The sequence below is a fragment of the Dactylosporangium aurantiacum genome (assembly GCF_000716715.1).
Classification (GTDB): Bacteria; Actinomycetota; Actinomycetes; order Mycobacteriales; family Micromonosporaceae; genus Dactylosporangium; species Dactylosporangium aurantiacum.
This window is the reverse complement of sequence record NZ_JNYJ01000021.1, coordinates 34,477-56,924: the sequence shown is the minus strand read 5'-3', so window position 1 is coordinate 56,924 and position 22,448 is coordinate 34,477. Positions and strand designations below refer to the sequence as shown.

The window sequence follows — 22,448 nt, the reverse complement described above, 5'->3', positions numbered from 1 at the left end:
GACATGGACATCGGGGTGGTGCTGCAGTGCGACCCGCCTGCGACACAGACCGTCGAGCTCGCGAAACAGGCCGAGGCGGCCGGATTCAGCCACGTGTGGACGTTCGACTCGCACGTGCTGTGGCAGGAGCCGTTCGTCATCTACAGCAAGATCCTCGCCGACACGCAGCGGGTGATCGTGGGGCCGATGGTGACGAACCCCGGCACCCGCGACTGGACCGTCACGGCGTCGCTGTTCGCCACCCTCAACGAGATGTACGGCAACCGCACCGTCTGCGGCATCGGCCGCGGCGACTCGGCGGTGCGGGTCCTCGGCAGCCGCCCGACGACCCTCGCGGAGCTGCGCGAGTGCGTGCAGGTGATCCGGGAGCTCGGCAACGGCCGGGAGGTCCACCTGCGCGACCGTGACCTGCGCTTCGCGTGGGCGCCCGACAGCCGGCTCGAGGTGTGGGTCGCCGCGTACGGGCCGAAGGCGCTCGCGCTCACCGGTGAGGTCGGCGACGGGTACATCCTGCAGCTCGCCGACCCCGACATCGCCGCCTGGATGATCAAGGCGGTGCGTGACGCGGCGGAGAAGGCGGGCCGGGACCCGGCGGCGATCAAGTTCTGCGTCGCCGCCCCCGCGTACGTCGGCGACGACTCGGTCGAGTCCATGGCCCATCAGCGGGAGCAGACCCGCTGGTTCGGCGGGATGGTCGGCAACCACATCGCCGACATCGTCGCCCGCTACGGCAGCGACGGTGCCGTCCCGACCGCCCTCACCGACTACATCAAGGGCCGCCAGGGCTACGACTACGCCGAGCACGGCCGGGCCGGCAACACGCACACCGACTTCGTGCCCGACGAGATCGTCGACCGGTTCTGCATCCTCGGCCCGGTCGAGGAGCACCTGAAGCGGCTCGCCGAGCTCAAGGACCTCGGCGTCGACCAGTTCGCCGTGTACCTGCAGCACGACGCGAAGGAGTCGACGCTGCGGGCGTACGGCGAGCACATCATCCCGGCTGTCACGAAATGAGGAAGGTCCTCGGTGCCCTCGGGGGGCTGGTCGTCTTCGCCCTGTTGTGGGAGGGGTACAAGGCGGTCGGCGACCCCGAGGGCACCGCGGTCCTCGGGGTGAAGGTCCTGCCCCGCGCCGACGACCTGTCCATGCCGCACCTGTGGACGGTGGCGCAGCGGCTCGGCCGGCCGGAGCTCACCGGCGGCCGGCCGGTGTGGCAGGTGGTGTTCGACGCCTGCCTGTTCACCCTGGGGGTGACGGCCGTCGGTTTCGTCGCCGGTACGGCCATCGGCTTCGTCCTGGCCACGCTCATGCAACGGTTCCGGGTGGTGGAGCGGGGGCTGCTGCCGTACGTGGTGCTGTCGCAGACGGTGCCGCTCGTCGCGCTCGCACCGCTGGTGGCGGGCTGGAGCGGGGCGCTGTCGTTCGGGCCGTACCCGTGGCAGGACTGGATGACGGTCGCGGTCATCGCCGCGTACCTCGCGTTCTTCCCCGTCGCCGTCGGGCTGCTGCGCGGGCTGCAGTCGCCGTCGGCGAGCGGCGTCGAGCTGATGCGCAGCTACGCCGCCGGCTGGTGGCGCACGTACGGCAAGCTGCGGCTGCCGGCGGCGCTGCCGTTCCTGTTCCCCGCGCTGCGGCTGGCCGGCGCCGCCGCGGTCGTCGGCGCGGTCGTCGGCGAGATCTCCACCGGCACCCGCGGCGGGATCGGCCGGCTCGTCATCGAATACTCCCGGGAGGCCACCTCTGACCCCGCGAAGGTTTACACCGCCATGCTCGGCGCCGCCGTCCTCGGGCTCGTCGTCGCCGGCGCCGTCAGCCTCCTCGAACTGCCCCTCATGCGGCACCGGCGTCGCCTGGCCTGGGCCGACCCGGCGAAGCTCGTCGGGCCAGGCTGGGCGAAGGGCAAGGTGAACGTCGTATGAGCGACCCGCAGGTCAAACCGAAGCCGGAGCGCGCCGGAGGTGGCGACACGGCCGCCGTGCAGATCTCCGGTGTGAGCAAGGTGTTCAACCGGGGCCGCCCCGACGAGGTGACCGCACTGTCCGACGTGGACCTCACCGTCGACAGTGGACAGTTTGTGTCGTTGATCGGCCCGTCGGGGTGTGGCAAGAGCACCCTGCTGCGGCTCATCGCCGACCTCATCGACCCCACCGCGGGCACCGTCACCGTCGCCGGGAAACCCGCCGCGCAGGCCCGCCGCGACCAGGAGTACGGCATCGCCTTCCAGCAGGCGGGGCTCTTCGAGTGGCGCACCGTGCGCCGCAACGTGGAGCTGCCCCTCGAACTGCGCAAGGTGCCGAAGGCGGAGCGCAGGGTCCGGGCGGAGGAGATGCTCGCCCTCGTCGGTCTCGCCGACTTCGCCGGGCACTACCCGGCCCAGCTGTCCGGCGGCATGCAGCAGCGGGTCGCGATCGCGCGGGCCCTGGCCGTACATCCGCCGCTGCTGCTGATGGACGAGCCGTTCGGTGCCCTGGACGAGATGACCCGGGAGCGGCTGCAGGGCGAGCTGCTGCAGATCTGCGCGAAGACCGGCACCAGCACGGTGTTCGTCACCCACTCGATCTCCGAGGCGGTGTTCCTGTCGGACAAGGTCGTCGTCATGTCGGCGCGGCCCGGCCGGATCACCGCGACCGTCGACATCGAGCTGCCCGGCCGCGACGAGGCGGCCCGGCAGTCCCCCGCCTACTTCGAGTACGTGACCGCGGTCCGCAAGGCGCTGCGGGCATGAGGTACCTCCGCTCGGTCCTGCCCCCGGTGCTCGTCGGTGTCCTCGCCGTCGTGCTGTGGGAGGTCGTCGTCACGGCGGGACGGATCGCGCCGTTCATCCTGCCGGCCCCGTCGGCGATCTGGGACCAGCTGGTCGAGCAGCGCGACAACGTCGTCGACGCGGCCCTCGCCAGCGGCGCCAACGCCCTCGTCGGGCTCGTCGGCGGCACCGCCGCGGCGATCGTCGCCGCGCTGCTGTTCAGCCGGTCGAAGCTGCTCAGCGACATCGCGGTGCCCTACGCGGCGGTCGTCAACGCGCTGCCGATCATCGCCCTCGCCCCCATCCTCAACAACATGTTCGACTCGACGAGCAGCCTGCCGCGGCGGGCGGTGGCCGGGATCATCGCGTTCTTCCCGGTCTTCATCAACACGCTGCGCGGCCTGCGGGAGGTCGACCCGACCCACCGTGAGCTGATGGACAGCTACGCGGCGGGCGGGTGGACGTTCGCCCGCCTGGTGCGCCTGCCGGGTGCGCTGCCGTACGTCTTCACCGGCCTGCGGCAGGCGTCGTCGCTCGCGGTCATCGCCGCGGTCGTCGCCGAGTACTTCGGCGGGCTGCAGGACGGTCTCGGCGCGCGGATCACGTCGGCGGCCGCCTTCACCGCGTACCCGCGGGCGTGGGCGTTCGTTGTCGGCGCCTGCGTCCTCGGGCTCGTCTTCTACCTGACCACGCTCCTGCTGGAGCGGCTCGCAACGCCCTGGAAGTCCCGTTCATAACGCGGTACCCCCGGAGGAAACCCCCATGAGAAGTGCGCGCCTCATCGGCGCCGTCGCCGCGGCAGGACTCGTCCTGGCCGGCTGCGGCACCGCCGACACCGACAAACCCACGACGACCACCAGCGGCGGCGTCACCACCGTGAAGCTGCAGCTGCAGTGGTTCTTCCAGGCCCAGTTCGCCGGGTACATCGCCGCCGTCGACAAGGGCTTCTACAAGGAGCAGGGCCTCGACGTGCAGCTGCTGGAGGGCGGCGTCGACATCGTGCCGCAGACGGTCCTGGCCACCGGCAAGGCCGACTACGCCGTCGCGTGGGTGCCGAAGGCGCTCGCGTCGCGGGAGCAGGGCGCCGGGATCACCGACGTCGGGCAGATCTTCGCCCGGTCCGGCACGTACCAGGTCGCGTTCGCCAGCAGCGGCATCAAGTCCCCGGCCGACTTCAAGGGCAAGAAGGTCGGCAACTGGGGCTTCGGCAATGAGTTCGAGCTGTTCGCCGGCATGACGAAGGCCGGGCTCGACCCGGGCAAGGACGTCACGCTCGTGCAGCAGCAGTTCGACATGCAGGCGCTGCTGAAGAAGGAGATCGACGTCGCGCAGGCCATGTCCTACAACGAGTACGCGCAGCTGCTGGAGGCGACGAACCCGGCGACCGGCGCGCTGTACAAGGCGGAGGACTTCTCCATCATCGACTGGAAGACCGTCGGCACGTCGATGCTGCAGGACGCGGTGTGGGCCAACACCGACAAGCTCAAGGACAAGGCGTACCAGGACCAGACGGTGAAGTTCCTGACCGCCACGATCAAGGGTTGGGCGTACTGCCGGGACAAGCCCGAGGAGTGCCGCGACATGGTCGTCGCGAAGGGCTCCAAGCTCGGCAAGAGCCACCAGCTGTGGCAGATGAACGAGGTCAACAAGCTCGTCTGGCCGGCCGCGAAGGGCGTCGGCATCATCGACGAGGCCGCCTGGAACCAGACCGTCGACATCTCCCTGACGACGAAGAACCAGGTCGGTGACACGGTGCTGAAGAAGAAGCCCGAGGGCCTGTCGTACACCAACGACTACATGCAGAAGGCGGTCGACGCGGCGAAGGCCGCCGGTGTCGACGTGCTCGGCTCGTCGTTCACCCCGCAGACGGTCACCCTGACCGCCGGCGGCGCGTGAGCTCCACGCCACCGGCGGCCGGTGCCGACCACCGTGCCGGCCGCCGGTGGCGTGAAAGTTCCACCGTCACCGTCACCGTCACCGTCCCGGTGGGCGGCGGTCGTGCAGCGCCGGCCGCCCGCCGGGGTGCGTGACGACGGCACCGGCGGCGGCCACCGCGAACCGGGCCGCCTCCGGCGGCGACGCCCCTTCCAGCAGCGCCGCGGTGAGCGCGGCGGTCAGCGCGTCGCCGCCGCCGGTGCTGTCCACGGCGTCGCCGCCGGAGTGCGGCACGAGCTCGTGACCGTCCCGCCACACGAACAGGTCACCGCCCTCCTCCAGGGCGAACGCGAGCAGCGCCGGCCCCGCGTCCAGCAGCCCCGGCGCCGCCTCCAGCACGTCCTTCTCCCGCGCCGGCACACCCAGCAGCAGCGCCGCCTCGTGCGCGTCGGCCCGCAGCACGCCGGCGCCGCGCAGGATCCCGCGGTCGGTGACGGCGCCGTCGAGCACGACGAGCCCACCGGCGAGCTCGACCGCGGCCCGGACCGCGTCCAGGGGCTGCTGCAGCTGCACCAGGACCGCGCGGGCAGCGCCGAGCACGCCGGCCGCCGCCCGCACGTCGGCCTCCGTCAGCAGCACACCGAGCGGCAGGTGCTCCAGGTACCGCCACCGGCCGCCGTCCTCGAGCACCTCGACGATCAGCCCCGTCGGGGTCCCGGCGCGGCGCACGACGTGGGTGACGTCGATGCCGTCGACGCCGGCCCGTGCGATGAGCGCGTCGCCGACCGGGTCGTCCCCGGCGACCGCGACGAGGGCCGTCGCCACGCCGAGCTGCGCGAGCCCGACCGCCTGGTTGGCGCCCTTGCCGCCGAGCTGTTCGAGGCGGTCCCGGACCGCGCCGGACGTCCCGGCGTCCGGCAGCCCCTCCACCACCATGACGAGATCACGGGCCAACTGCCCGACCACCACCGCATCCATGGCGGCGCTGTTACCCGCCGCGCCACCCGTTCACCCACGCCCGCGGGTGCGGCCGCGGGTCACGGTCGAGGGGGTGGCGCGGCCGGCGCTGCGGGCGTACCGGCGCGGGCTCTGACGAGGAACGGCAGCGCACACGCGGACAGGGCGGCCGAGATGAGGAACGAGACCGGGTAGCCCCACACGTCGGCGGCCCGGCCGAGGGCCGGCTGGGCGGCGACGCCGCCGGTGGAGGTCATCAGCGAGTCGAACGACAGGATCGTCGCGCGCTGCGGCGAGGGGATGAGGCCGTTCACGTACGCCTGCCGCAGCGGCATCGCGGCCGCGCCCAGCAGCGCCCACAGCACGACCAGGGTGAGCGCCACCCAGAACCGGCCGGCGAGGCCCAGCCCGGCGAGCGCGACGACGCCGGCGGCGGTCAGGGCCAGGTACGCGGTGAGCCGGTGCGCGAACAGCCCGCCGATCCGCCCGGCGAGCAGGCCGCCGGTGATCTGGGCGGCGGCGAACGCGGCCGCGGCGACGCCGGCCACACCGTAGGCGTGCGCGTCGTCGTACAGGTCGAGCAGGTGCGGCTGCAGCGCGTAGAACACGTAGACGCCGACGCCGCCGGTGAACGGCGCGGCGAGCATGAGGAGCCGGACCTGGCGGGCCCGCCAGCCGTAGCGGACCGAGTCGCCGGCGATGCGGCGCATCCGCGCCAGGGGCGGCAGGCTCCGGTCCGGGGTGAAGCCGACGTCGCGCATGAGGGCGGCGGCGAGCCCGCACATGAGCGCGTACACGCCGGCGCGGACCAGGAACGGCACCCCGAGGTCGGTCAGCTGGGCCAGGTACCCGCCGGCGACGGACCCGGTGAGCATGGCCGCCCCGCTGACGACCTGCCCCCGGGCGAACACCGCCTCCAGTGGCCCGTCGTCGCCGGTGGCGGCGAGGGCGTCGACGAGCCACGCCTCGACCGCGCCGGAGAAGAACGTGAAGCCGAGCCCGATCAGCAGCGACACGGCCGCCCACGGCCAGAACGGCGCGTGGACGTGCCACAGCCACACGTACAGGCCGGTGGTGACGGCCAGGGTCACGGTGCCGAGCAGGAACGACGCGCGGCGCCCCCACAGGTCCGCGACGATGCCGGTCGGGACCTCGAACAGGACCATGCCGGCGGTGAAGCAGGCGTTCGCGGCGAACGCGGCCAGGTTCGACAGGCCCGCGTCGAGCAGGAAGATGGTGTTGATGCCCCAGATCAGCGAACCGGCGAGGGTGTTGCCGGCGGTCAGCAGGTAGTAGGTCCGCCGGACCAGCGACGCGGAGGGCACGTGATCACTGTGCCACGCGGGGCGGCGACCCGGCGGTCACCGCCCCGCACGCGGGGCGCCGGCTCAGGCGACGTACGCGTCGGCGGCGTCGAGGGCGTCGTCGATCGCGTCGATGCCCTGCAGCAGCTCCTCCTCGGTGATGACCAGCGGCGGCACCACGTGCACCCGGTTGAAGTGGGTGAACGGCCACACGCCGCGGGCCTTGCAGGCGGCGACCACGTCGGCCATCGGCTTCGCCGCGGCGCCGGAGGCGTTGTAGGGCACCAGCATCTCGCGGGTGTCGCGGTCGCGGACCAGCTCGATCGCCCAGAACAGGCCGACGCCGCGGACCTCACCGACCGACGGGTGCCGGTCGCGCAGCTTCTCCAGCCGCGGCCCGACGACCCGCTCGCCGAGGTCCCGGACCCGCTCGGGGATGCGCTCCTCGCGCATCACGTCGATGGTCGCGACCGCCGCCGCGCACGCGAGGGGATGCCCGGAGTACGTGAGTCCGCCGGGGAACGGGCGTTCGGCGAACGTCTCGTACACCCGCTCGCCGAGCACGACACCGCCGAGCGGGACGTAACCGGAGTTGACGCCCTTCGCGAACGTGATCAGGTCCGGCACCACACCCCACCGGTCCACCGCGAACCACTCGCCGCACCGGCCGAACCCGCTCATCACCTCGTCGCAGATGAGCAGCGCGCCGTGCCGGTCGCACAGCTCCCGCACCCCGGCGAGGTAGCCGGGCGGCGGCACCAGGATGCCGTTGGTCCCGACGACCGACTCGAGGATGACCGCGGCGACCGTGTGCGGCCCCTCGAACATGAACACCTCCTCGAGGTGCTGCAGGGCGCGGGCCGTCTCCTGCTCGGCGCTGTCGGCGTGGAACGCCGACCGGTACGGGTACGGGCCGAAGAACCGCACGACCCCCGGCATCGCGGGCTCGTTGGCCCAGCGGCGCGGGTCGCCGGTCAGCGTGATCGACCCGGTGGTCGCGCCGTGGTACGACCGGTACGCGGCGAGCACCTTGTGCCTGCCGGTGGTGAGCCGGGCCATCTTCACCGCGTGCTCGTTGGCCTCGGTGCCGCCGTTGGTGAAGAACACGTGCGACAGGTCGCCGGGTGCCACCTCCGCGATGCGGCGGGCGGCCTCGCTGCGCGTCGGGTTGGCGAAGCTCGGCGCGATCGTGCACAGCCGCGCCGCCTGCTCCTGGATCGCGGCGACGACCTTGGGGTGCTGGTGGCCGAGGTTCAGGTTCACCAGCTGCGAGGAGAAGTCGAGATACCGGGTGCCGTCGGCGTCCCAGAACGTGCTGCCGAGGCCGCCGGTGACGACGACCGGGTCCAGCGCCCGCTGCGCCGACCAGGAGTGGAAGACGTGCGCGCGGTCGTCGCGGTAGGCGTCGGCCTCGGAGGTGTGTCCCGTCATGAGCCGACGCTAATGGCACACGTGCGCCCGTACAATATCTCCACTGTTACAGCTTGTTACCCGCCCTATGCTGAGACCCATGCAGATCACCTCGATCGCCGAACTGGAGGACCTGCTCGGGTCGCCGATGCCCCGGGCCGCAGCCAAGGAACGCAGCACCCTCACCGCCACCGACCGGGACTGGCTGGCGCTGTCGCCGTTCGTCCTGGTGGCCACCGCCGACGCCGACGGCAACTGCGACGTCTCCCCGAAGGGCGACCCGCCCGGCTTCGCGCTCGTCATCGACGACCGTACGATCGCGATCCCGGAACGCCCGGGCAACCGCCGCGCCGACGGCTACCACAACATCCTCGCCAACCCCCACGTCGGCCTGATCTTCCTCATCCCCGGCCGCCGCGAGACGCTGCGCATCAACGGCCGCGCGCGCCTGCTCACCGACGCGCCCTGGTTCTCCGACATGGTCGTCGAGGGCCACAAACCGCTGCTGGCCCTGGTCGTCGACATCGACACGATCTTCTTCCACTGCCAGAAGGCGTTCATGCGCTCCCAGCTGTGGAAGCCCGAGACCTGGACCCCCGAGGCGCTGCCGTCCCACGCGAAACTCATCAAGAGCGTGCAGAACACGGTCGAAACCGTCGAGCAGCTCGAGGAGTACTACGAAGAGGGCCGCTACAGCCGCAACCTGTACACCTGAACGGTTCGCACCCGCACCCGCCCGCCGGCCCGGCGCTCCTCGCCCCGCCGGCGGCCGGGCCGGCGCTCCGGTCCAGGGCCACCTGCACACCACCGGCCCGGTCGTCACGCGCACGCACCGGTTCCTGGTCCGCGTGGTCCGCCCGCCGGGGGTGAGCGGTCGCCCGCACGGGCGGGTACAACTCGTGCGTGGAGTATGCGGACCTGCGGGCCGCCTCGCGCCGGCTGTCCAACGTGATGCTCGGCGTGCACCACTGCGACTGGTGCCCACGCGACGACACCGCCGACCTCAAGGACCGTGCCTCGGTGGTCATCGACCTCGCGTCCTGGAAGGACCCGCGGACCCTGGCCACGCTGCCGTACGCCGCCCACCACGTCGCCGCCGGCGGCGACGTCGGCATCGCCCTCGCCGCACTGCAGGCGTCCAGGACGTGGCGGACGAACCAGCCGATGACGAAGTTGTGGGTGACCAGCAGGTCGGTGCGGTCCTCGGCACCGACGGCGAGGAGCCGGGTGACCGCGTCGTGCAGGGCCGCCGCGTCCGGGTCGCGTTCGGCCGGTGGGACCTGGTCCAGCCAGGACCGGTACCGCTGCGGGTAGTCGGGCTCCCGTCCCGGCGACGGCACCGGCGTGCGGTCGGTGACCAGGTCGCAGGCGTGGACGGGTACCCCGGGCAGGTACGCGGCAAGGATGGCGGCGGTCTCGGCGGCGCGGCGCAGCGGGCTGTGGTGCACGGCCGTGAACGGCACGCCGCGCAGCCGGTGGCCGAGCCGCCCGGCCTGGGCCCGGCCCTCGGCGGTCAGGGCGCTGCCGGGGGTGTCGCCGTCGGCGTGGCCGTGCCGGGCGAGGTACAGCGTGGTCCGCGGCAATGCGTCACAACCTCAGGTAGGCCAGCACCGCCAGGACGCGGCGGTTGTCGTCCTCGGACTGGGGCAGGCCCAGCTTGGCGAAGATGTTGTTGATGTGCTTGCCGACCGCCTTGTCGGTGACGAAGAGGCGGGCGGCGATCGCGGCGTTGGAGCGGCCCTCCGCCATCAGCCCCAGCACCTCCCGCTCGCGCGGGGTCAGCGCCGCGATCGGGGCGCTGCGGGCCAGCAGCTGGGAGACGACCTCGGGGTCCATGGCGGTGCCGCCGCCGGCGACCCGGCGGACCGCGTCGACGAACTCCCCGACGGTGGCGACCCGGTCCTTGAGCAGGTAGCCGACGCCGCCGCGGCGGTCGGAGAGCAGTTCCCGGGCGTACAGCTGCTCGACGTGCTGGGAGAGGACCAGCACGGGCAGGCCCGGCGCCTCGGCGCGGGCGGCGATCGCGGCGCGCAGGCCCTCGTCGGTGAACGTGGGTGGCAGGCGCACGTCGACGACGGCGACGTCGGGGCGGTGCTCCAGCAGGGCCTCGCGCAGCGCCTCGCCGGTCTCGACGGCCGCGGCGACGGTGAAGCCGTACGCGCTGAGCAGCCGGATCAGCCCGTCGCGGAGGAGGGCGAGGTCCTCGGCGATGACAACACGCACGGCAGCTCCATGGTCAGCACGGTCGGACCGCCGGCGGGGCTGTCGACGTGCAGGGTGCCGTCGAACGCCCCCAGGCGGCGGGCGACGCCGGTGAGGCCGGAGCCGCCCGGCGAGGCACCGCCGACGCCGTCGTCGCCGACGGTGATGTACAGCGCGCCCCCGAGGTGGGTCAACGATACCCAGGCCGTCGACGCCCGGGCGTGCTTGACGACGTTGGTGAGGGCCTCGGCGACGGCGAAGTACGCCGCGGACTCGACCGGCGCGTCGGGGCGGCCGGGCAGGTCGACGTCGACGGTCACCGGGATCGGCAGGGTCAGCGCGAGGGCGCGCACGCCGCCGTCGAGGCCGCGTTCGGCGAGGACCGGCGGGTGGATGCCGCGGACCAGGTGCCGCAGCTCGGCGAGGGCGAGGCCGCTGGCCTGCCGGGCCTCGGCGATGAGGGCCTGCGCCGCGGCCGGGTCGCGGGTGACGAGGTCCTCGGCCATGCCGAGGCTCATGCCGAGGGACACGATGCGGGCCTGGGCGCCGTCGTGCAGGTCCCGTTCGATGCGGCGCAGCTCGGCGGCCTGCGCGTCGACGACCTGGGTACGGGTCTCGGTGAGCCGGTCGACGCGCTGGGCGAGGGCGGCGCCGCGGGTCGGGCCGAGCAGCGCCCGGTCGAACTGGGCGAGGACCCACAGCAGCCACGGCCCGGCGTACAGGGCACCGGCGGTGACCAGGGCGCCCTGCGGCGGCACGCTGAGCACGTCGAGGGCGTCCTCGATCGGCCACGTGACGCCGTAGCCGTAGCGGCCGGTGACGGCGTCGATGACGAGGGCGACGCCGAGCAGCCCTTCCAGGCCGTACCCGAGCAGCACCGGACCGGCGACGCCCAGCAGCAGCCCGGTGGGCGCGCCGGCGAGTAGCCACAGCAGGTCCCGCCAGGTGGCCGGGTCGCGGACCAGCCACAGCCAGCGGCGCGGGGTGCCGACGTGCGCGCCGTCGGGCAGCGGCCGGTACGGCCGGGGGATGTCGACCCACGACCAGCTGCGGGCGGCCCGGCGGTGCAGGTCGGCGTAGGCGCGCACGAGCATCGCGACCAGCGGCGCCAGGACCAGCCCGAGGCCGACCGCGGTCAGGGCGAGCGACACCACGGACAGCACGAGCAGGGCCAGCTTCACCGGCGGCGACAGCAGCCCCAGCAGGGCCACCCGGCCGATGGCGGTGACCCCGGACCGCACGAACGCCTTCACCCTCATGCCAGCCATTGTCCGGGCCGGGCACGCGGAAGGCAGTGGGCTTAACCCTACTCCCGGCCCACGTACGCGTACTCCCGCGCCAGCCGCCGGGCCCGGGTGAACGCGACGTCCGGGACCGCCATGTACGACCACGGCCAGCGGGTCACCCGGTCGCCGAGGGCGTCGAAGCGTTCCGCGGCGGCCGGCCGGTCCCCGTTGAGCGTGAACGCCATCGCGAACGCGTTGTCGCCGGCGGCCCAGCCGGGACGGCGCTCGTAGCGGGGGTGGCGCACCGAGCGGTCCGCGGCCAGCCGCAGCCGCTCACCGACCTCGGGGCTGCGCATGTACTCGCCGTCCTCGCCCTCGGGCAGGTCCATCCAGTGCTCGATGTGCGCGTCGGCGACCAGCACGCCCAGCGGCGAGCCGGGCGGCGCGGCGGCGGCCGCGGACTCCGCGAACTCGTGCATCAGCTCGTGCGAGCCGCTCCACTTGCGGCACAGCTGCTGCAGCAGCTGCGTGTGCGCGTCGCGGTGCCACGGGTACCGGCGCACCGCCTCGTCGAAGCGGCGCCGCGTCTCGTCGAGGCCGACCTGCCGGGCCCGGCCGAGCGTGACGAGCGCCGCCCACGGCGTCGGGTCGTCGGCGTCGAGGCCGGTCGCGTCGTCGAGGCACTCCTCGGCGATGCCCAGGTGCCGGGAGAAGAGCTTGAACGCCTCCTCGCTGACGGTGGCGGCGGTGCCGTTGCCGCGGGCCCGCCACGCCCAGTCGATCGCGTGCTGGCCCTTCACGGTCAGCGCCGTCGCCTTGCCGGGGCCGGTCTCGGCGGCGATCCACTCGTCGATCCAGGCGCCGTCGCCGGCGTGCTCGCCGAGGACCCGGCAGTAGAAGGCGCGGTCGTCGGGGTGTTCGACGCCGCGCAGGAACTCCGCCGCGGCCCGCCAGTCGCCGCGTTTCGCGGCCGCGATGAGCCGGGTGGCCTCAGGGTCGCCCTGCGCCGGGTCGATGTCGAGCCGTTCGACCCGGTCGGCCGCTCTTCGCCTGAAAGGCCACATCGAACTGTTCCTTTCCCCGTTGCGGTCAATGGTCCCGAACTATAGGGTCCGTCCGCCACGGCCGCTATCGCCGCGGTGACACGGGGAGGAACACCGGTGGCCGTCGCTGCGCGTGCCGTGCTGTCCATCATCATGCTGGCCGGGTTCTATGTGCTGGCCGTCGTGCAGTTCGTGGCGGGCATCGTCCTGGCCGCGTGGGTGACGACTGTCACCACCGGCGCGGTCGGCGGGAAGGTCGGCGCCGCCGTCTTCGTCGGCACCGTGTGGGCGGTCGGTCACGGCACGTGGAAGGCGCTGCGCGCGCGGCGCGACGGCCCGCACGGCGTGCCCCTCACCCCGCAAGACGCGCCGCTGCTGTGGCAGACGGTCCACGAGCTGTCCGCCGCGGTCGGCACCCGCCCACCCGACGAGGTGCACCTGGTCGCGGACGTCAACGCCGCGGTCAGCGAGCGGACCCGCCTCATGGGACTGATCGGCGGCCGGCGGCACCTGTACGTGGGGATGCCGCTGCTGCAGACGTTCACCGTCGCCCAGCTGCGGTCGGTCCTGGCGCACGAGCTCGGCCACTACTCGGGCCGGCACACGAGGTTCGCCGGCGTGTCGTACCGTGGCCGCCTCGTGCTGGAACGCACGGTCGCCCAGATCGGTCCGGGCAACCCGACCGGCTGGGTGTTCCGCGGCTACGCGCTGCTGTTCATGCTGGTCCAGCACGCCGTCAGCCGCCGCCAGGAGCTGGCGGCCGACCTCGCCTCGGTGCGGGTCGCCGGCCGGCACGCCGCGGCCGGCGCGCTGCGGGAGGTCGAGGTCCTCGACGCCGCGTTCGGGTTCTACCTGACCCGGTTCGTGCAGCCGGGCCTGCAGGCCGGGTACCTGCCCGAGGACCTGTTCGGCGGCTTCGCCGAGATGCTGCGCGCCCGCGCCGAGGAGCTCTCCACGCTGCGGGCCGCCGCGGGCCGCGCGGCCGGCGAGGCGAGCCGCTGGGACACGCACCCGCCGCTCGCCGCCCGGGTCGCCGCGATCATGGCCGCGCCGGAGACCACCGCCCCCGTCGACCACGCCCCAGCCCACACCCTCGTCGCCGACCTCGGCGCCGCCGGGCGGGCCCTGCAGTCGCAGGCACTCGCGCCCGACGGCGCGGTCGTGCTGCCGTGGGACGAGTTCCACACCGCCGGCGCCGTCGCCGCCCTGCAGGAGCGGTCCGACACGACGCTGCGGGTCTTCGCCCGCGCCGCCGGCCGCCCGGTCGCCGACGCCGGCGACGTGCTGGACCTCGTCGCCGCCGGCCGCCTCGACGACCTCGCCGCCGCGCTGCTGCCCGGGGCGGCCGGCCCCGAGGCCCGGACCCGCTTCGCCGAGGCCCTCTCCGAGCTGCTGACCCTCGCCGCCGTACGCTCCGGCGCGGCCCGCTGGCGGCACTCCTGGACGTCCCCGCCGCAGCTGGTCGGCACCGGCGGCGATCCGCTGGACCTGTCCGGCGTCGCCGCCCTCGCCTGCGACCCGGCGACCCTGCCCGCCGCCCGGCAGCGCCTGCACGAACGCGGCATCGACGTCACCGCCGCCAAGCACGTGCGCCGCCGGGTCGGCCCCGAGCACGCCGGCATCCTCGCCGGGGTCACCACCGCCATCGTCGACGGGACCCGCGCCGACCTGCTCATCCTCACCCACGGGCTGCTGTTCGTGCCGGGGATGCCGCGGTACAAGACGGGCATGGCGCGCTACCGGATGCGCCGCTGGCTCCGCGAGGGCGACCCGGCACAGCTCGCCGCCACCCAGGGCAGCCGGTTCGTCCCGTACGAGGAGATCGCGCTCGCCGTGCGCACCACGAAACTGCGTTTCCGCTGGCAGCTGACCCTCCACGACGGCACCGTCCTGGAGGTGCGCAGCGGCGCCCAGAGCGAGCAGCACGCCGACGCGTACACCGTCTTCGCCGAGGCCATGCACGCGGCCACCACCTGATGCTCCGGGAACTGACCGACGGCGTACCCGACACCGACCGCGCCGGCGGCGGCCTGATCACGGCCGGGCCGGGACACGTTCGACGCCGCCCTCGACGACCCCGACCTGCTGGCCGAGCACCCGAAGATCGTCCGGCTCGCCGGCCTGCGCGACGCGCCGTGGTCCAACGCCGACTTCCCGCACGCCGAGGAGCTGACCGGCCTCGGCGGGGCGGCGTTCGACCTCGTCCTGACCAAGCTGCACCCGAGCTACGCGGCGCTCGCCGAGTACCCGGAAGCCCTCGACCGCCGTCCCGCGACCACCTGCACGCGGCGCCGCCACCAGGGTTCGATCGCCAGGTCGGTCGGATCACGGTGCGGCTGCCCCGGTCCCTGGCCGAGGCGGCGGTCGCTGCCTGGAACCGCGATGAGCTCGATGAGGTCAGTGACGAGATTCGCGAAGAGTACGAACTGCGTGAGGACGCCGCTGAGCTGGCCTTCATCGGCCTGGCGGTCAGCGAGCGTGGCACGTGGGACGGTGAGCAGGTCATCGTCGATCTGGATGTCGCGGAGGTCGCGGCGGCATTGCGGGCTGCTCGGTAGGTGGGCCGCTCGTGCCCGTGCCGCCGGCGCCGGGTGGTCAGGGTTGCCGTAAGGCGTGCTCGAAGCCCCACCGGACCCATTCCGGGAGCGGCTCGGCGCGCAGGTCGGGAGTGAAGGCGTGCGGTTGCAGCGCGGCGAGGGCCTCGCCGATGTCGCCGCCGGCGCAGCCGGCGAGGGGCTCGTCGTAGGCGGCGTGCAGCAGGGCGGCCAGGGCGCGCGGGTCCTTCCAGGACGCCAGGTCGGTGATGGCCGCGGCACGCAGCTCGAGGTCGGCGGGGATGCCGCCGGTGGGACCGAGCCAGCCGACGTTGACCATGGGCACAGGAAAGTCGGAATACCCGTACGGCGACAGGTCGGGATACTCCACGGACGAGTTGTACGCGATCGGGCGGCCGGTGGCACGCCGGTTACGGCAGGCCGACGAGCTTGCCGACCTTCGTGCCGTGCTCCAGGTCGGTGTGGGCGGCGCGGATGTCGTCCATCGCGTACGTGTGCACCGGGCCGAGCGTCACCTCGCCGGTGGCGATGCGGTCCAGGTACCGCTGCAGGACCGCGGCGGGCAGGTCGCTCGCCTCGCCGCCGTACGCGGTCAGGCGCACCCCGGTGGGCAGGTAGCCGATCGGGTAGAAGTCGCGCACGAGCCACTCGTTGGACAGCATGCCGGTGAAGCAGACGGTGCCGTGCACGCGGGTCGCGGCGAGGGTGTCGGGCAGCGTCGGGGTGCCGACCAGCTCCAGGGCCGCGTCGACCCCGTCCGGAACCAGGGCCCTGACCTGCGCGGCGACCGCCCCGTCGTCGACGAGCGGGTGGGTGACGCCGACCGCGGCGAGCGCTTCGAGCCGGGCGGGGGAGCGGGTGGTGGACAGCACCGTGGCGCCCAGGTCGCGGGCGAGGGCCGCGGCGGCCAGGCCGACCGAGGACGTGCCGCCGCGGATCAGCAGCGTCTGCCCGGCCCGCAGGTCCAGGCCGGTGGTGAGCGAGCCGTACGCCGTCTGCAGCGTCTCCGGCACCGCGCCGAGCGCCGGCCAGGGCAGTTCGGACGCGAACGGGATGACCTGGGCGCGGGGCACGACGGTGTACTCGGCGTAGCCGCCGTCGAACGTGCGGCCCATCCCGCCCATCATCGTGGCGACCTGCTGGCCGGGGGTGAGGTCGGAGGTGCCCGGGTCGTCGACCACGCCGGTCGCCTCGATGCCCGGGACGCGGGGGAAGACGACGCCCTCGGCGTAGCCGAGTCGGGTGTGCAGCTCGGAGCGGTTGAGCCCGAACGCCTTCACCCGGATCCGCACCCACCCCGGCGGCGGCTCGGGCGTGGGGACCTCGACGACCTGCAGGTTCTCGACCGGGCCGGGTCCGGACAGCATGACTGCGCGCACGAGTCACCGTACCAGCGGATACAGTGCGGCGTGCCCACTGTGACCGACCGGCTGCGCGCCGCCGGGTGTGTGTTCGCCGAGGACGAGGCGGCGCTGCTGACCGAGGCGGCGGCCGGGGACGCCGCCGCCCTCGACCGTCTCGTGGCCCGGCGGGTCGCCGGCCATCCCGTCGAGTACCTCGTGGGGTGGGCGTCGTTCGCGGGCGCCCGGTTCGCCGTCGCGGACGGGGTGTTCATCCCGCGGCACCGTACCGAGCTGCTCGCCGCCACCGCGCGCCAGCTGATCCACAGTGGACAGACGGTGCTCGACCTGTGCTGCGGCACGGGGGCGCTCGGCGCGACCGCCACCCGCGGCCGGGACGTGCGGCTGGTGGCGGCCGACATCGACCCGGCCGCCGTCGCCTGCGCCCGGCGGAACCTGCCCGGCGCCGAGGTGTACGAGGGCGACCTGTTCGACCCGCTGCCGGCGGACCTGCGCGGACGGGTGGACGTGCTGCTGGCGAACGTGCCGTACGTGCCGACCCGCGAGATCGCCTTCCTGCCCGAGGAGTTCCGGGTGCACGAGGCGCGGGCCGCCCTCGACGGCGGCGACGACGGCCTGCGGGTGCTGCGGCGGCTCGCGGCGCGCGCGCCCGGCTGGCTCGCGCCCGGCGGTCACCTGCTCACCGAGGCCGGCGACGCGCAGCTGGACGCCGCGCACGCGATCCTGCGTGACGCGGGGCTGTCGCCGCGCACCGTCACGGACCCCGACACCGAGACCAGCGTCGTGGTCGGCAGTATGAGCCGGACGATATATCCATAACCATCAAATCGATGGATATCATCCTCCCCATCATCCAACTCGTTGGGGAGGCTCCCGGATGGTACGAAGGCTCCTGGCGGTCGTGACCGCCGTCATCGCCGCGGTCGGCGTCCTGCCGGGCGTGGCGCACGCCCAGCAGGACGTCGTCGGCGGCACCCGCGCGGCGCAGGGCGAGTTCCCGTTCATGGTGCGGCTCTCCATGGGCTGCGGCGGCGCGCTCTACAGCCCGCGGCTGGTCCTCACCGCGGCGCACTGCGTCGGCGGCACCGGCACGAACACCGGCATCACCGCCACCCTCGGCGTGGTCGACCTGCAGTCGTCCAGCCGGATCCAGGTGCGGTCCAACTACGTGTACCGGGCTCCCGGGTACAACGGCAACGGCAAGGACTGGGCGCTCATCCGGCTCGCGTCGCCCGTCAGCGGGCTGGCCACGCTGCCGATCGCGACGACCACCGCGTACAACACCGGCACGTTCACCGTCGCCGGGTGGGGCGCGGCGCGGGAGGGTGGCGCGCAGCAGCGCTATCTGCTCAAGGCGACCGTGCCGTACGTGCCGGACTCGACCTGCGACAACTCGTACCCCGACCTGATCCCGAACGACGAGATCTGCGCCGGTTACGCCGCCGGTGGCACCGACACCTGCCAGGGTGACTCGGGCGGCCCGATGTTCCGCCGGGACGCGTCCAACGCCTGGATCCAGGTCGGCATCGTCAGCTGGGGCAACGGCTGCGCCCGCCCGAACTACCCCGGCGTGTACACGCAGGTGAGCACGTTCGCCGCGGCGATCGCGTCGGCCGCCGCGTCGCTCGGGGGCTGACCCGCCCGAGGGCCGGCCGGCGCACGTGGCGGCCGGATGCGGGACAGGAGGGGGCCCGACGTCGGGGCCCCCTCCGTGTCAGTCAGACGCTCATCACCACCCGCTGCCCGAGCTCGTGGCTGATCCGCTCGAACGTGCCCGCGTTCTCCTGCTTCTGCACCAGGTTGGTCTGCAGGATCTGCGCGCACTGCATCTCGCCCATAAGCAGCGCCTTGTCGATGAGCCCGCGGTAGCCGGCGATGCCGAAGTGGGCCAGCTTCGTCTCCGCGTCCACGGCGTAGATCTCCATCGCCTCGGTGGACGGCCGCTGGTTGGCGAACGCCTGGAACTCCGCCCGCATCCCGTCGAGGGTCGCGCACGGCACCTCCGTCGGCTCCATCTCCATCATCGCGAAGCACGTCTCGATGTTCTGGATCTTCTGCTGGCCCTGTTGCTGCTGCGCGCGCAGGATCTGGGCCAGGGGACTGTGCTCGGCCTGGCTGAGGATCTCGCCCACCAGGTGGTTGCTCTTGCGCTCGGCGTCGTACATGCCGGCCAGCTCGTACAGGAACAGGTCGGACGGGTTGTCGATGACCATCTACTTCTCCTGTTTGGGTGGGAAGCGTGCGGTACGGGGCGCCAGCTACCCGGCGCTGCAAGTTTCACACCGTCGCGGCCGCCGACCTGCGGCCCGGCGCTGACCTCGTTGACGGTCAACTGAAGCGCTTCATATGTTGCCTCGACACCCCTAGGAGGCAACCCATCATGAGAACGCGGATCACCCTCGTGGCGGCCGCGGTGCTGTCGGTCGTGGTCTCGGTGCTCGTCGCCGTGCACCCGGCGCAGGCCGCGACCGGCTTCACCGTCAGCAACGGCCGGCTGTACGACGCCAACGGCAACGAGTTCGTGATGCGCGGCGTCAGCCACGCGCACACCTGGTACCAGACGCAGACCAGCTCGTTCGCCAACATCAAGGCGCTGGGCGCCAACACCGTCCGGGTCGTGCTCGCCACCGGCGACCGGTGGGCGAAGAACGACACCGCCGACGTCGCCAACGTCGTGTCGCTGTGCAAGGCCAACCGGCTCATCTGCGTGCTGGAGGCGCACGACACCACCGGCTACGGCGAGCAGAGCGGCGCCATCACCCTCGACCGGGCCGTCGACTACTGGCTCAGCGTCAAGAGCGCCCTCGTCGGCCAGGAGAAGTACGTCATCGTGAACATCGGCAACGAGCCGTACGGCAACAACGCCGCGACCGTCGCCAACTGGGCCACCGACACGGCCAACGCGGTCAAACGCCTGCGCAGCAACGGCTTCGAGCACACCATCATGGTCGACGCGCCGAACTGGGGCCAGGACTGGTCCTTCACCATGCGCGACAACGCGGCGGGTGTCTTCGCCGCCGACCCGTTGAAGAACACCGTGTTCTCGATCCACATGTACGGCGTCTTCGACACCGCCGCCGAGATCAACGACTACCTGAACCGGTTCGTCACCGCGAAGCTGCCGATCGTCGTCGGCGAGTTCGGCTTCAACCACTCCGACGGCAACCCCGACGAGGACACCATCATGGCGACCTCGCAGTCGCTGCGCATCGGCTACCTCGGCTGGTCGTGGAGCGGCAACGGCGGCGGCGTGGAGTACCTCGACATGGTGACCGGCTTCAACCCGGCCCAGCTCACCAGCTGGGGTGAGCGCATCTTCAACGGCGCCAACGGCATCAAGGCCACGGCGAAGGAGGCGACCGTCTACGGCGGCACCACCTCGCCGTCGCCGTCGCGCTCCTCCTCGTCGCCCTCGCCGTCGGTGTCGGTCTCGCCGTCGCGCTCGGCGTCGTCCTCGCCGCAGCCGGCCGGCGCGTGCAAGGTCACGTACACCGTCACCAACCAGTGGCCGGGCGGGTTCCAGGGCGACGTGAAGGTGACGAACACCGGGTCCACCCCGGTCAACGGCTGGCGGCTGGCCTGGACCTGGCCGAACGGGCAGGTGCTCACCCAGGCGTGGGGCGCCACCTACGCCCAGTCCGGCGCGGCGGTCACCATGACCAACGAGAGCTACACCGCGAACATCCCCGCCGGCGGCACGGTGACGTTCGGGTTCCTGTCGAACTGGACCGGCTCGAACACCGCGCCGGCCGCGTTCACGCTCAACGGGACGCGCTGCGCATGACGTAGGGTCGCCGCGTGGACCCAGTGGTGATCGTGGGGGCGGGACCGGTCGGTGCCGCCTCCGCGATCCTGCTCGCCCAGCGCGGCGTGCCCTGCCTGCTGCTGGACCGTTACAGCACGCCGTATCCGCTGCCCCGCGCCGTGCACGTCGACGACGAGGTGATGCGGATCCTGCAGCAGCTCGGGATCGCCGAGCGGTTCGCCGCCGTCAGCCGCCCCGGCCTCGGCCTGCGGCTGCTGGACGGCCGGCACCGCACGATGGCCGAGTTCCGCCGCGACCCGGCCCCCGGCCCGCACGGCTGGCCGCAGGCCAACATGTTCGACCAGCCGGACCTGGAGCGGCTGCTGCGCGAGCGGGTCGCCGAGCTGCCGCTCGTCGAGTTCCGCGGCGGCGTCACCGTCACCGCCGTCACCGGCGTCACCTCGGACGTCGCCACCGGCACTGCCACCTGCACCGTCACCTGCACCGGCCCCGCCGGGCAGGAGACGCTCGCGGCGTCGGCGGTGCTCGGCTGCGACGGCGCCAACAGCACCGTCCGCGGCCTCATCGGCGCCACCCTGGAGGACCTCGGGTTCCAGGAGCGGTGGCTGGTCGTCGACGGCGTCACCGACCGCGACCTCGACGCGTGGGGCGGCGTGCACCAGGTCTGCGACCCGCGCCGGGCGGCGACCTTCATGCAGCTCGGGCCGCGCCGGTACCGGTGGGAGTTCCGGCTGCACGACGGCGAGTCGACGCTCGACGTGCCGGCCCTGCTCGCGCCGTGGCTGGCCGGGGCCGCGGTGACCGTGCTGCGCGAGGCCGAGTACACGTTCCGGGCCACGGTCGCCTCCACGTGGCGGCGCGGCATGGTGTTCCTGCTCGGCGACGCGGCGCACCAGACCCCGCCGTTCATCGGCCAGGGCCTCGGCGCCGGGCTGCGCGACGCGCACAACCTCGCCTGGAAGCTCGCGTCCGGGCGGCCGACCCTGCTGGACTCGTACGAGCGCGAACGCAAACCCCACGCGAAGGCGCAGATCCGGCTCGCCGTCGTGGCCGGCTGGGCGATGACCGGGGGACAGGACCGCGCGGCGTCGGTGCGGCGGGTCGTGCTCGGCGCGGTGTGGCGGCTGCCCGGGCTGAAGGGCCTCGCGCTGCGCTCGACCAGCCCGCCGCTGCGCGGCGTGGGCCGGGGCCGGCGCGCCGGGACCCTCGCACCGCAGCCGGTCGTGCGCTGGCAGGGCCGCGACGTGCCGCTCGACGACGTCCTCGGCGACGGCTGGGCCGTGCTCTGCCGCCCCGGCGTGCTGATCAGGCACGGCTCGGCCCGGGTGGTGCGGGTGACGCCGGAGCTCGACCCGAGCGGCGCGCTGCGGCGCTGGATGGGCCGGCGGCGCACGGTGCTGCTGCGCCCCGACCGCGTCGTGGCCGGAAACGGCTGGACGCCTGTCGCACAATGAGAGCTGCGATGGACCACCAGCAGCTCGTGAAGCTCAGCAAGCGGATGTCGAAGGCGCTGCGCCACGACCCCGCCCGGGTCGGGCTGACCCTCGACGCGGGCGGCTGGGTGCCCGTGGACCAGTTCCTCACCGCGATGGGCATCACCCGGACGGACCTCGACGAGGTCGTCGCCGGCAACGACAAGCAGCGCTATGCGGTGCGGACCGGCCCCGGCGGGGTCGAGCGCATCCGCGCCAACCAGGGCCACTCCGTCCCCGTCGACCTCGGGCTCACCCCACAGGAGCCGCCGGAGGTGCTCTTCCACGGCACCGGCGCGGCGGCGCTGCCGTCGATCCAGGCGACCGGGCTCAACCGCGGCGGCCGCCACCACGTGCACCTGTCGCCGGACACCGCGACCGCCCGCCGGGTCGGCACCCGCCGCGGCGGCGCCGTCGCGGTCCTCACCGTCCTCGCCGGGCAGATGGCGCGGGCCGGGCACGTGTTCTACGTCTCCGGCAACGGCGTCTGGCTCACCGACGAGGTGCCGCCGGAGTTCATCAGGCTGTGAACCC

Annotated in this window: 24 protein-coding genes; 13 read left to right on the top strand and 11 right to left on the bottom strand. The window is 73.3% G+C overall.

The features are described from left to right. Positions 1-3 precede the first annotated feature (3 nt). The 5 genes from OP18_RS23080 to OP18_RS23060 are packed head-to-tail and all read left to right on the top strand — an operon-like array spanning position 4 to position 4,639. The gene (locus OP18_RS23080) at positions 4-1,014 is read left to right on the top strand and encodes a TIGR03842 family LLM class F420-dependent oxidoreductase (protein ID WP_033361086.1); all 1,011 of its coding nucleotides are present in this window, start codon (positions 4-6) and stop codon (positions 1,012-1,014) included. Beyond that, complete coding sequence (locus OP18_RS23075; RefSeq protein ID WP_081971027.1) at positions 1,011-1,919, top strand: ABC transporter permease; 909 nt, start codon at positions 1,011-1,013, stop codon at positions 1,917-1,919. The genes OP18_RS23080 and OP18_RS23075 overlap by 4 nt, the downstream gene beginning before the upstream one ends. Further along, positions 1,916-2,725, top strand: a complete 810-nt coding sequence (locus tag OP18_RS23070; protein WP_052387171.1) for an ABC transporter ATP-binding protein — start codon at positions 1,916-1,918, stop codon at positions 2,723-2,725. The genes OP18_RS23075 and OP18_RS23070 overlap by 4 nt, the downstream gene beginning before the upstream one ends. After that, positions 2,722-3,480: an ABC transporter permease gene (locus OP18_RS23065; protein WP_033361085.1), complete on the top strand. Its 759-nt coding sequence runs from the start codon at positions 2,722-2,724 to the stop codon at positions 3,478-3,480. Before OP18_RS23070 ends, OP18_RS23065 begins: the two co-directional genes overlap by 4 nt. 25 nt (positions 3,481-3,505) lie before the next feature. Then, the gene (locus tag OP18_RS23060; RefSeq protein ID WP_033361084.1) at positions 3,506-4,639 is read left to right on the top strand and encodes an ABC transporter substrate-binding protein; all 1,134 of its coding nucleotides are present in this window, start codon (positions 3,506-3,508) and stop codon (positions 4,637-4,639) included. 78 nt (positions 4,640-4,717) lie between these two features. On the opposite strand, the gene OP18_RS23055 is transcribed toward OP18_RS23060, so the two are convergent. The 3 genes from OP18_RS23055 to OP18_RS23045 form a co-directional block, all read right to left on the bottom strand. Further along, positions 4,718-5,596: a PfkB family carbohydrate kinase gene (locus OP18_RS23055; protein WP_033361083.1), complete on the bottom strand. Its 879-nt coding sequence runs from the start codon at positions 5,594-5,596 to the stop codon at positions 4,718-4,720. 59 nt (positions 5,597-5,655) lie between these two features. Further along, a complete protein-coding gene (locus OP18_RS23050; RefSeq protein ID WP_033361082.1) occupies positions 5,656-6,900 on the bottom strand; it encodes an MFS transporter in 1,245 nt (414 codons plus the stop codon). Positions 6,901-6,963: 63 nt separating this feature from the next. Then, positions 6,964-8,310, bottom strand: a complete 1,347-nt coding sequence (locus OP18_RS23045; protein ID WP_033361081.1) for an aspartate aminotransferase family protein — start codon at positions 8,308-8,310, stop codon at positions 6,964-6,966. A gap of 79 nt (positions 8,311-8,389) precedes the next feature. Here OP18_RS23045 and OP18_RS23040 point away from each other — a divergent pair, with 79 nt between their 5' ends. Next, positions 8,390-9,004 (top strand): pyridoxamine 5'-phosphate oxidase family protein, encoded by a 615-nt coding sequence (locus OP18_RS23040; protein WP_033361080.1) that lies wholly within the window; start codon positions 8,390-8,392, stop codon positions 9,002-9,004. Here the strand turns inward: OP18_RS23040 and OP18_RS55430 are convergent. Genes OP18_RS55430 through OP18_RS23020 form a run of 4 tightly spaced genes read right to left on the bottom strand, consistent with a single transcriptional unit; the run spans position 8,916 to position 12,781 of the window. Next, positions 8,916-9,872, bottom strand: a complete 957-nt coding sequence (locus OP18_RS55430) for a histidine phosphatase family protein (RefSeq protein WP_081971025.1) — start codon at positions 9,870-9,872, stop codon at positions 8,916-8,918. The two genes, OP18_RS23040 and OP18_RS55430, sit on opposite strands and share 89 nt — an antisense overlap. Positions 9,873-9,876: 4 nt before the next feature. Continuing rightward, positions 9,877-10,512 carry a LuxR C-terminal-related transcriptional regulator gene (locus tag OP18_RS23030; protein ID WP_033361078.1) on the bottom strand — a complete coding sequence of 212 codons (636 nt, stop codon included), beginning with the start codon at positions 10,510-10,512 and terminating at the stop codon, positions 9,877-9,879. After that, positions 10,464-11,750, bottom strand: a complete 1,287-nt coding sequence (locus OP18_RS23025; RefSeq protein WP_033361077.1) for a sensor histidine kinase — start codon at positions 11,748-11,750, stop codon at positions 10,464-10,466. The genes OP18_RS23030 and OP18_RS23025 overlap by 49 nt, the downstream gene beginning before the upstream one ends. 47 nt (positions 11,751-11,797) lie before the next feature. Further along, the gene (locus OP18_RS23020) at positions 11,798-12,781 is read right to left on the bottom strand and encodes a hypothetical protein (RefSeq protein ID WP_052387170.1); all 984 of its coding nucleotides are present in this window, start codon (positions 12,779-12,781) and stop codon (positions 11,798-11,800) included. 96 nt (positions 12,782-12,877) lie between these two features. Here OP18_RS23020 and OP18_RS52895 point away from each other — a divergent pair, with 96 nt between their 5' ends. Continuing rightward, complete coding sequence (locus tag OP18_RS52895; protein ID WP_052387169.1) at positions 12,878-14,737, top strand: M48 family metallopeptidase; 1,860 nt, start codon at positions 12,878-12,880, stop codon at positions 14,735-14,737. A gap of 57 nt (positions 14,738-14,794) precedes the next feature. On the opposite strand, the gene OP18_RS58695 is transcribed toward OP18_RS52895, so the two are convergent. Next, positions 14,795-14,980, bottom strand: coding sequence for a hypothetical protein (locus OP18_RS58695; protein ID WP_162189826.1), 186 nt, complete (start codon positions 14,978-14,980; stop codon positions 14,795-14,797). A 110-nt stretch (positions 14,981-15,090) separates the two neighbouring features. Between OP18_RS58695 and OP18_RS23010 the strand changes: the two genes are divergently transcribed. Further along, on the top strand, positions 15,091-15,318 hold the full coding sequence (locus tag OP18_RS23010) for a hypothetical protein (protein ID WP_211273641.1): 228 nt from the start codon (positions 15,091-15,093) through the stop codon (positions 15,316-15,318). Between the two features lie 37 nt (positions 15,319-15,355). On the opposite strand, the gene OP18_RS57465 is transcribed toward OP18_RS23010, so the two are convergent. Both OP18_RS57465 and OP18_RS23000 read right to left on the bottom strand, forming a co-directional pair. Then, on the bottom strand, positions 15,356-15,685 hold the full coding sequence (locus tag OP18_RS57465; protein WP_156089706.1) for a hypothetical protein: 330 nt from the start codon (positions 15,683-15,685) through the stop codon (positions 15,356-15,358). A 40-nt stretch (positions 15,686-15,725) separates the two neighbouring features. Next, positions 15,726-16,694 carry a zinc-binding dehydrogenase gene (locus OP18_RS23000; RefSeq protein ID WP_033361075.1) on the bottom strand — a complete coding sequence of 323 codons (969 nt, stop codon included), beginning with the start codon at positions 16,692-16,694 and terminating at the stop codon, positions 15,726-15,728. Between the two features lie 30 nt (positions 16,695-16,724). On the opposite strand from OP18_RS23000, the gene OP18_RS22995 reads away from it, so the two are divergent. Together OP18_RS22995 and OP18_RS22990 are read left to right on the top strand one after the other, a co-directional pair. Further along, complete coding sequence (locus tag OP18_RS22995; RefSeq protein WP_211273640.1) at positions 16,725-17,495, top strand: putative protein N(5)-glutamine methyltransferase; 771 nt, start codon at positions 16,725-16,727, stop codon at positions 17,493-17,495. A gap of 58 nt (positions 17,496-17,553) precedes the next feature. Continuing rightward, positions 17,554-18,312, top strand: coding sequence for a S1 family peptidase (locus OP18_RS22990; RefSeq protein WP_033361074.1), 759 nt, complete (start codon positions 17,554-17,556; stop codon positions 18,310-18,312). An 82-nt stretch (positions 18,313-18,394) separates the two neighbouring features. Here OP18_RS22990 and OP18_RS22985 read toward each other — a convergent pair whose 3' ends face one another. Then, a complete protein-coding gene (locus OP18_RS22985) occupies positions 18,395-18,889 on the bottom strand; it encodes a YciE/YciF ferroxidase family protein (RefSeq protein ID WP_033361073.1) in 495 nt (164 codons plus the stop codon). A 167-nt stretch (positions 18,890-19,056) separates the two neighbouring features. Between OP18_RS22985 and OP18_RS22980 the strand changes: the two genes are divergently transcribed. Genes OP18_RS22980 through OP18_RS22970 form a run of 3 tightly spaced genes read left to right on the top strand, consistent with a single transcriptional unit; the run spans position 19,057 to position 22,444 of the window. Beyond that, on the top strand, positions 19,057-20,460 hold the full coding sequence (locus OP18_RS22980) for a cellulase family glycosylhydrolase (protein ID WP_033361072.1): 1,404 nt from the start codon (positions 19,057-19,059) through the stop codon (positions 20,458-20,460). A 14-nt stretch (positions 20,461-20,474) separates the two neighbouring features. After that, positions 20,475-21,896 carry a bifunctional 3-(3-hydroxy-phenyl)propionate/3-hydroxycinnamic acid hydroxylase gene (locus OP18_RS22975; RefSeq protein WP_033361071.1) on the top strand — a complete coding sequence of 474 codons (1,422 nt, stop codon included), beginning with the start codon at positions 20,475-20,477 and terminating at the stop codon, positions 21,894-21,896. Positions 21,897-21,904: 8 nt separating this feature from the next. Beyond that, the gene (locus OP18_RS22970) at positions 21,905-22,444 is read left to right on the top strand and encodes an RNA 2'-phosphotransferase (protein ID WP_033361070.1); all 540 of its coding nucleotides are present in this window, start codon (positions 21,905-21,907) and stop codon (positions 22,442-22,444) included. Positions 22,445-22,448: the final 4 nt, after the last annotated feature.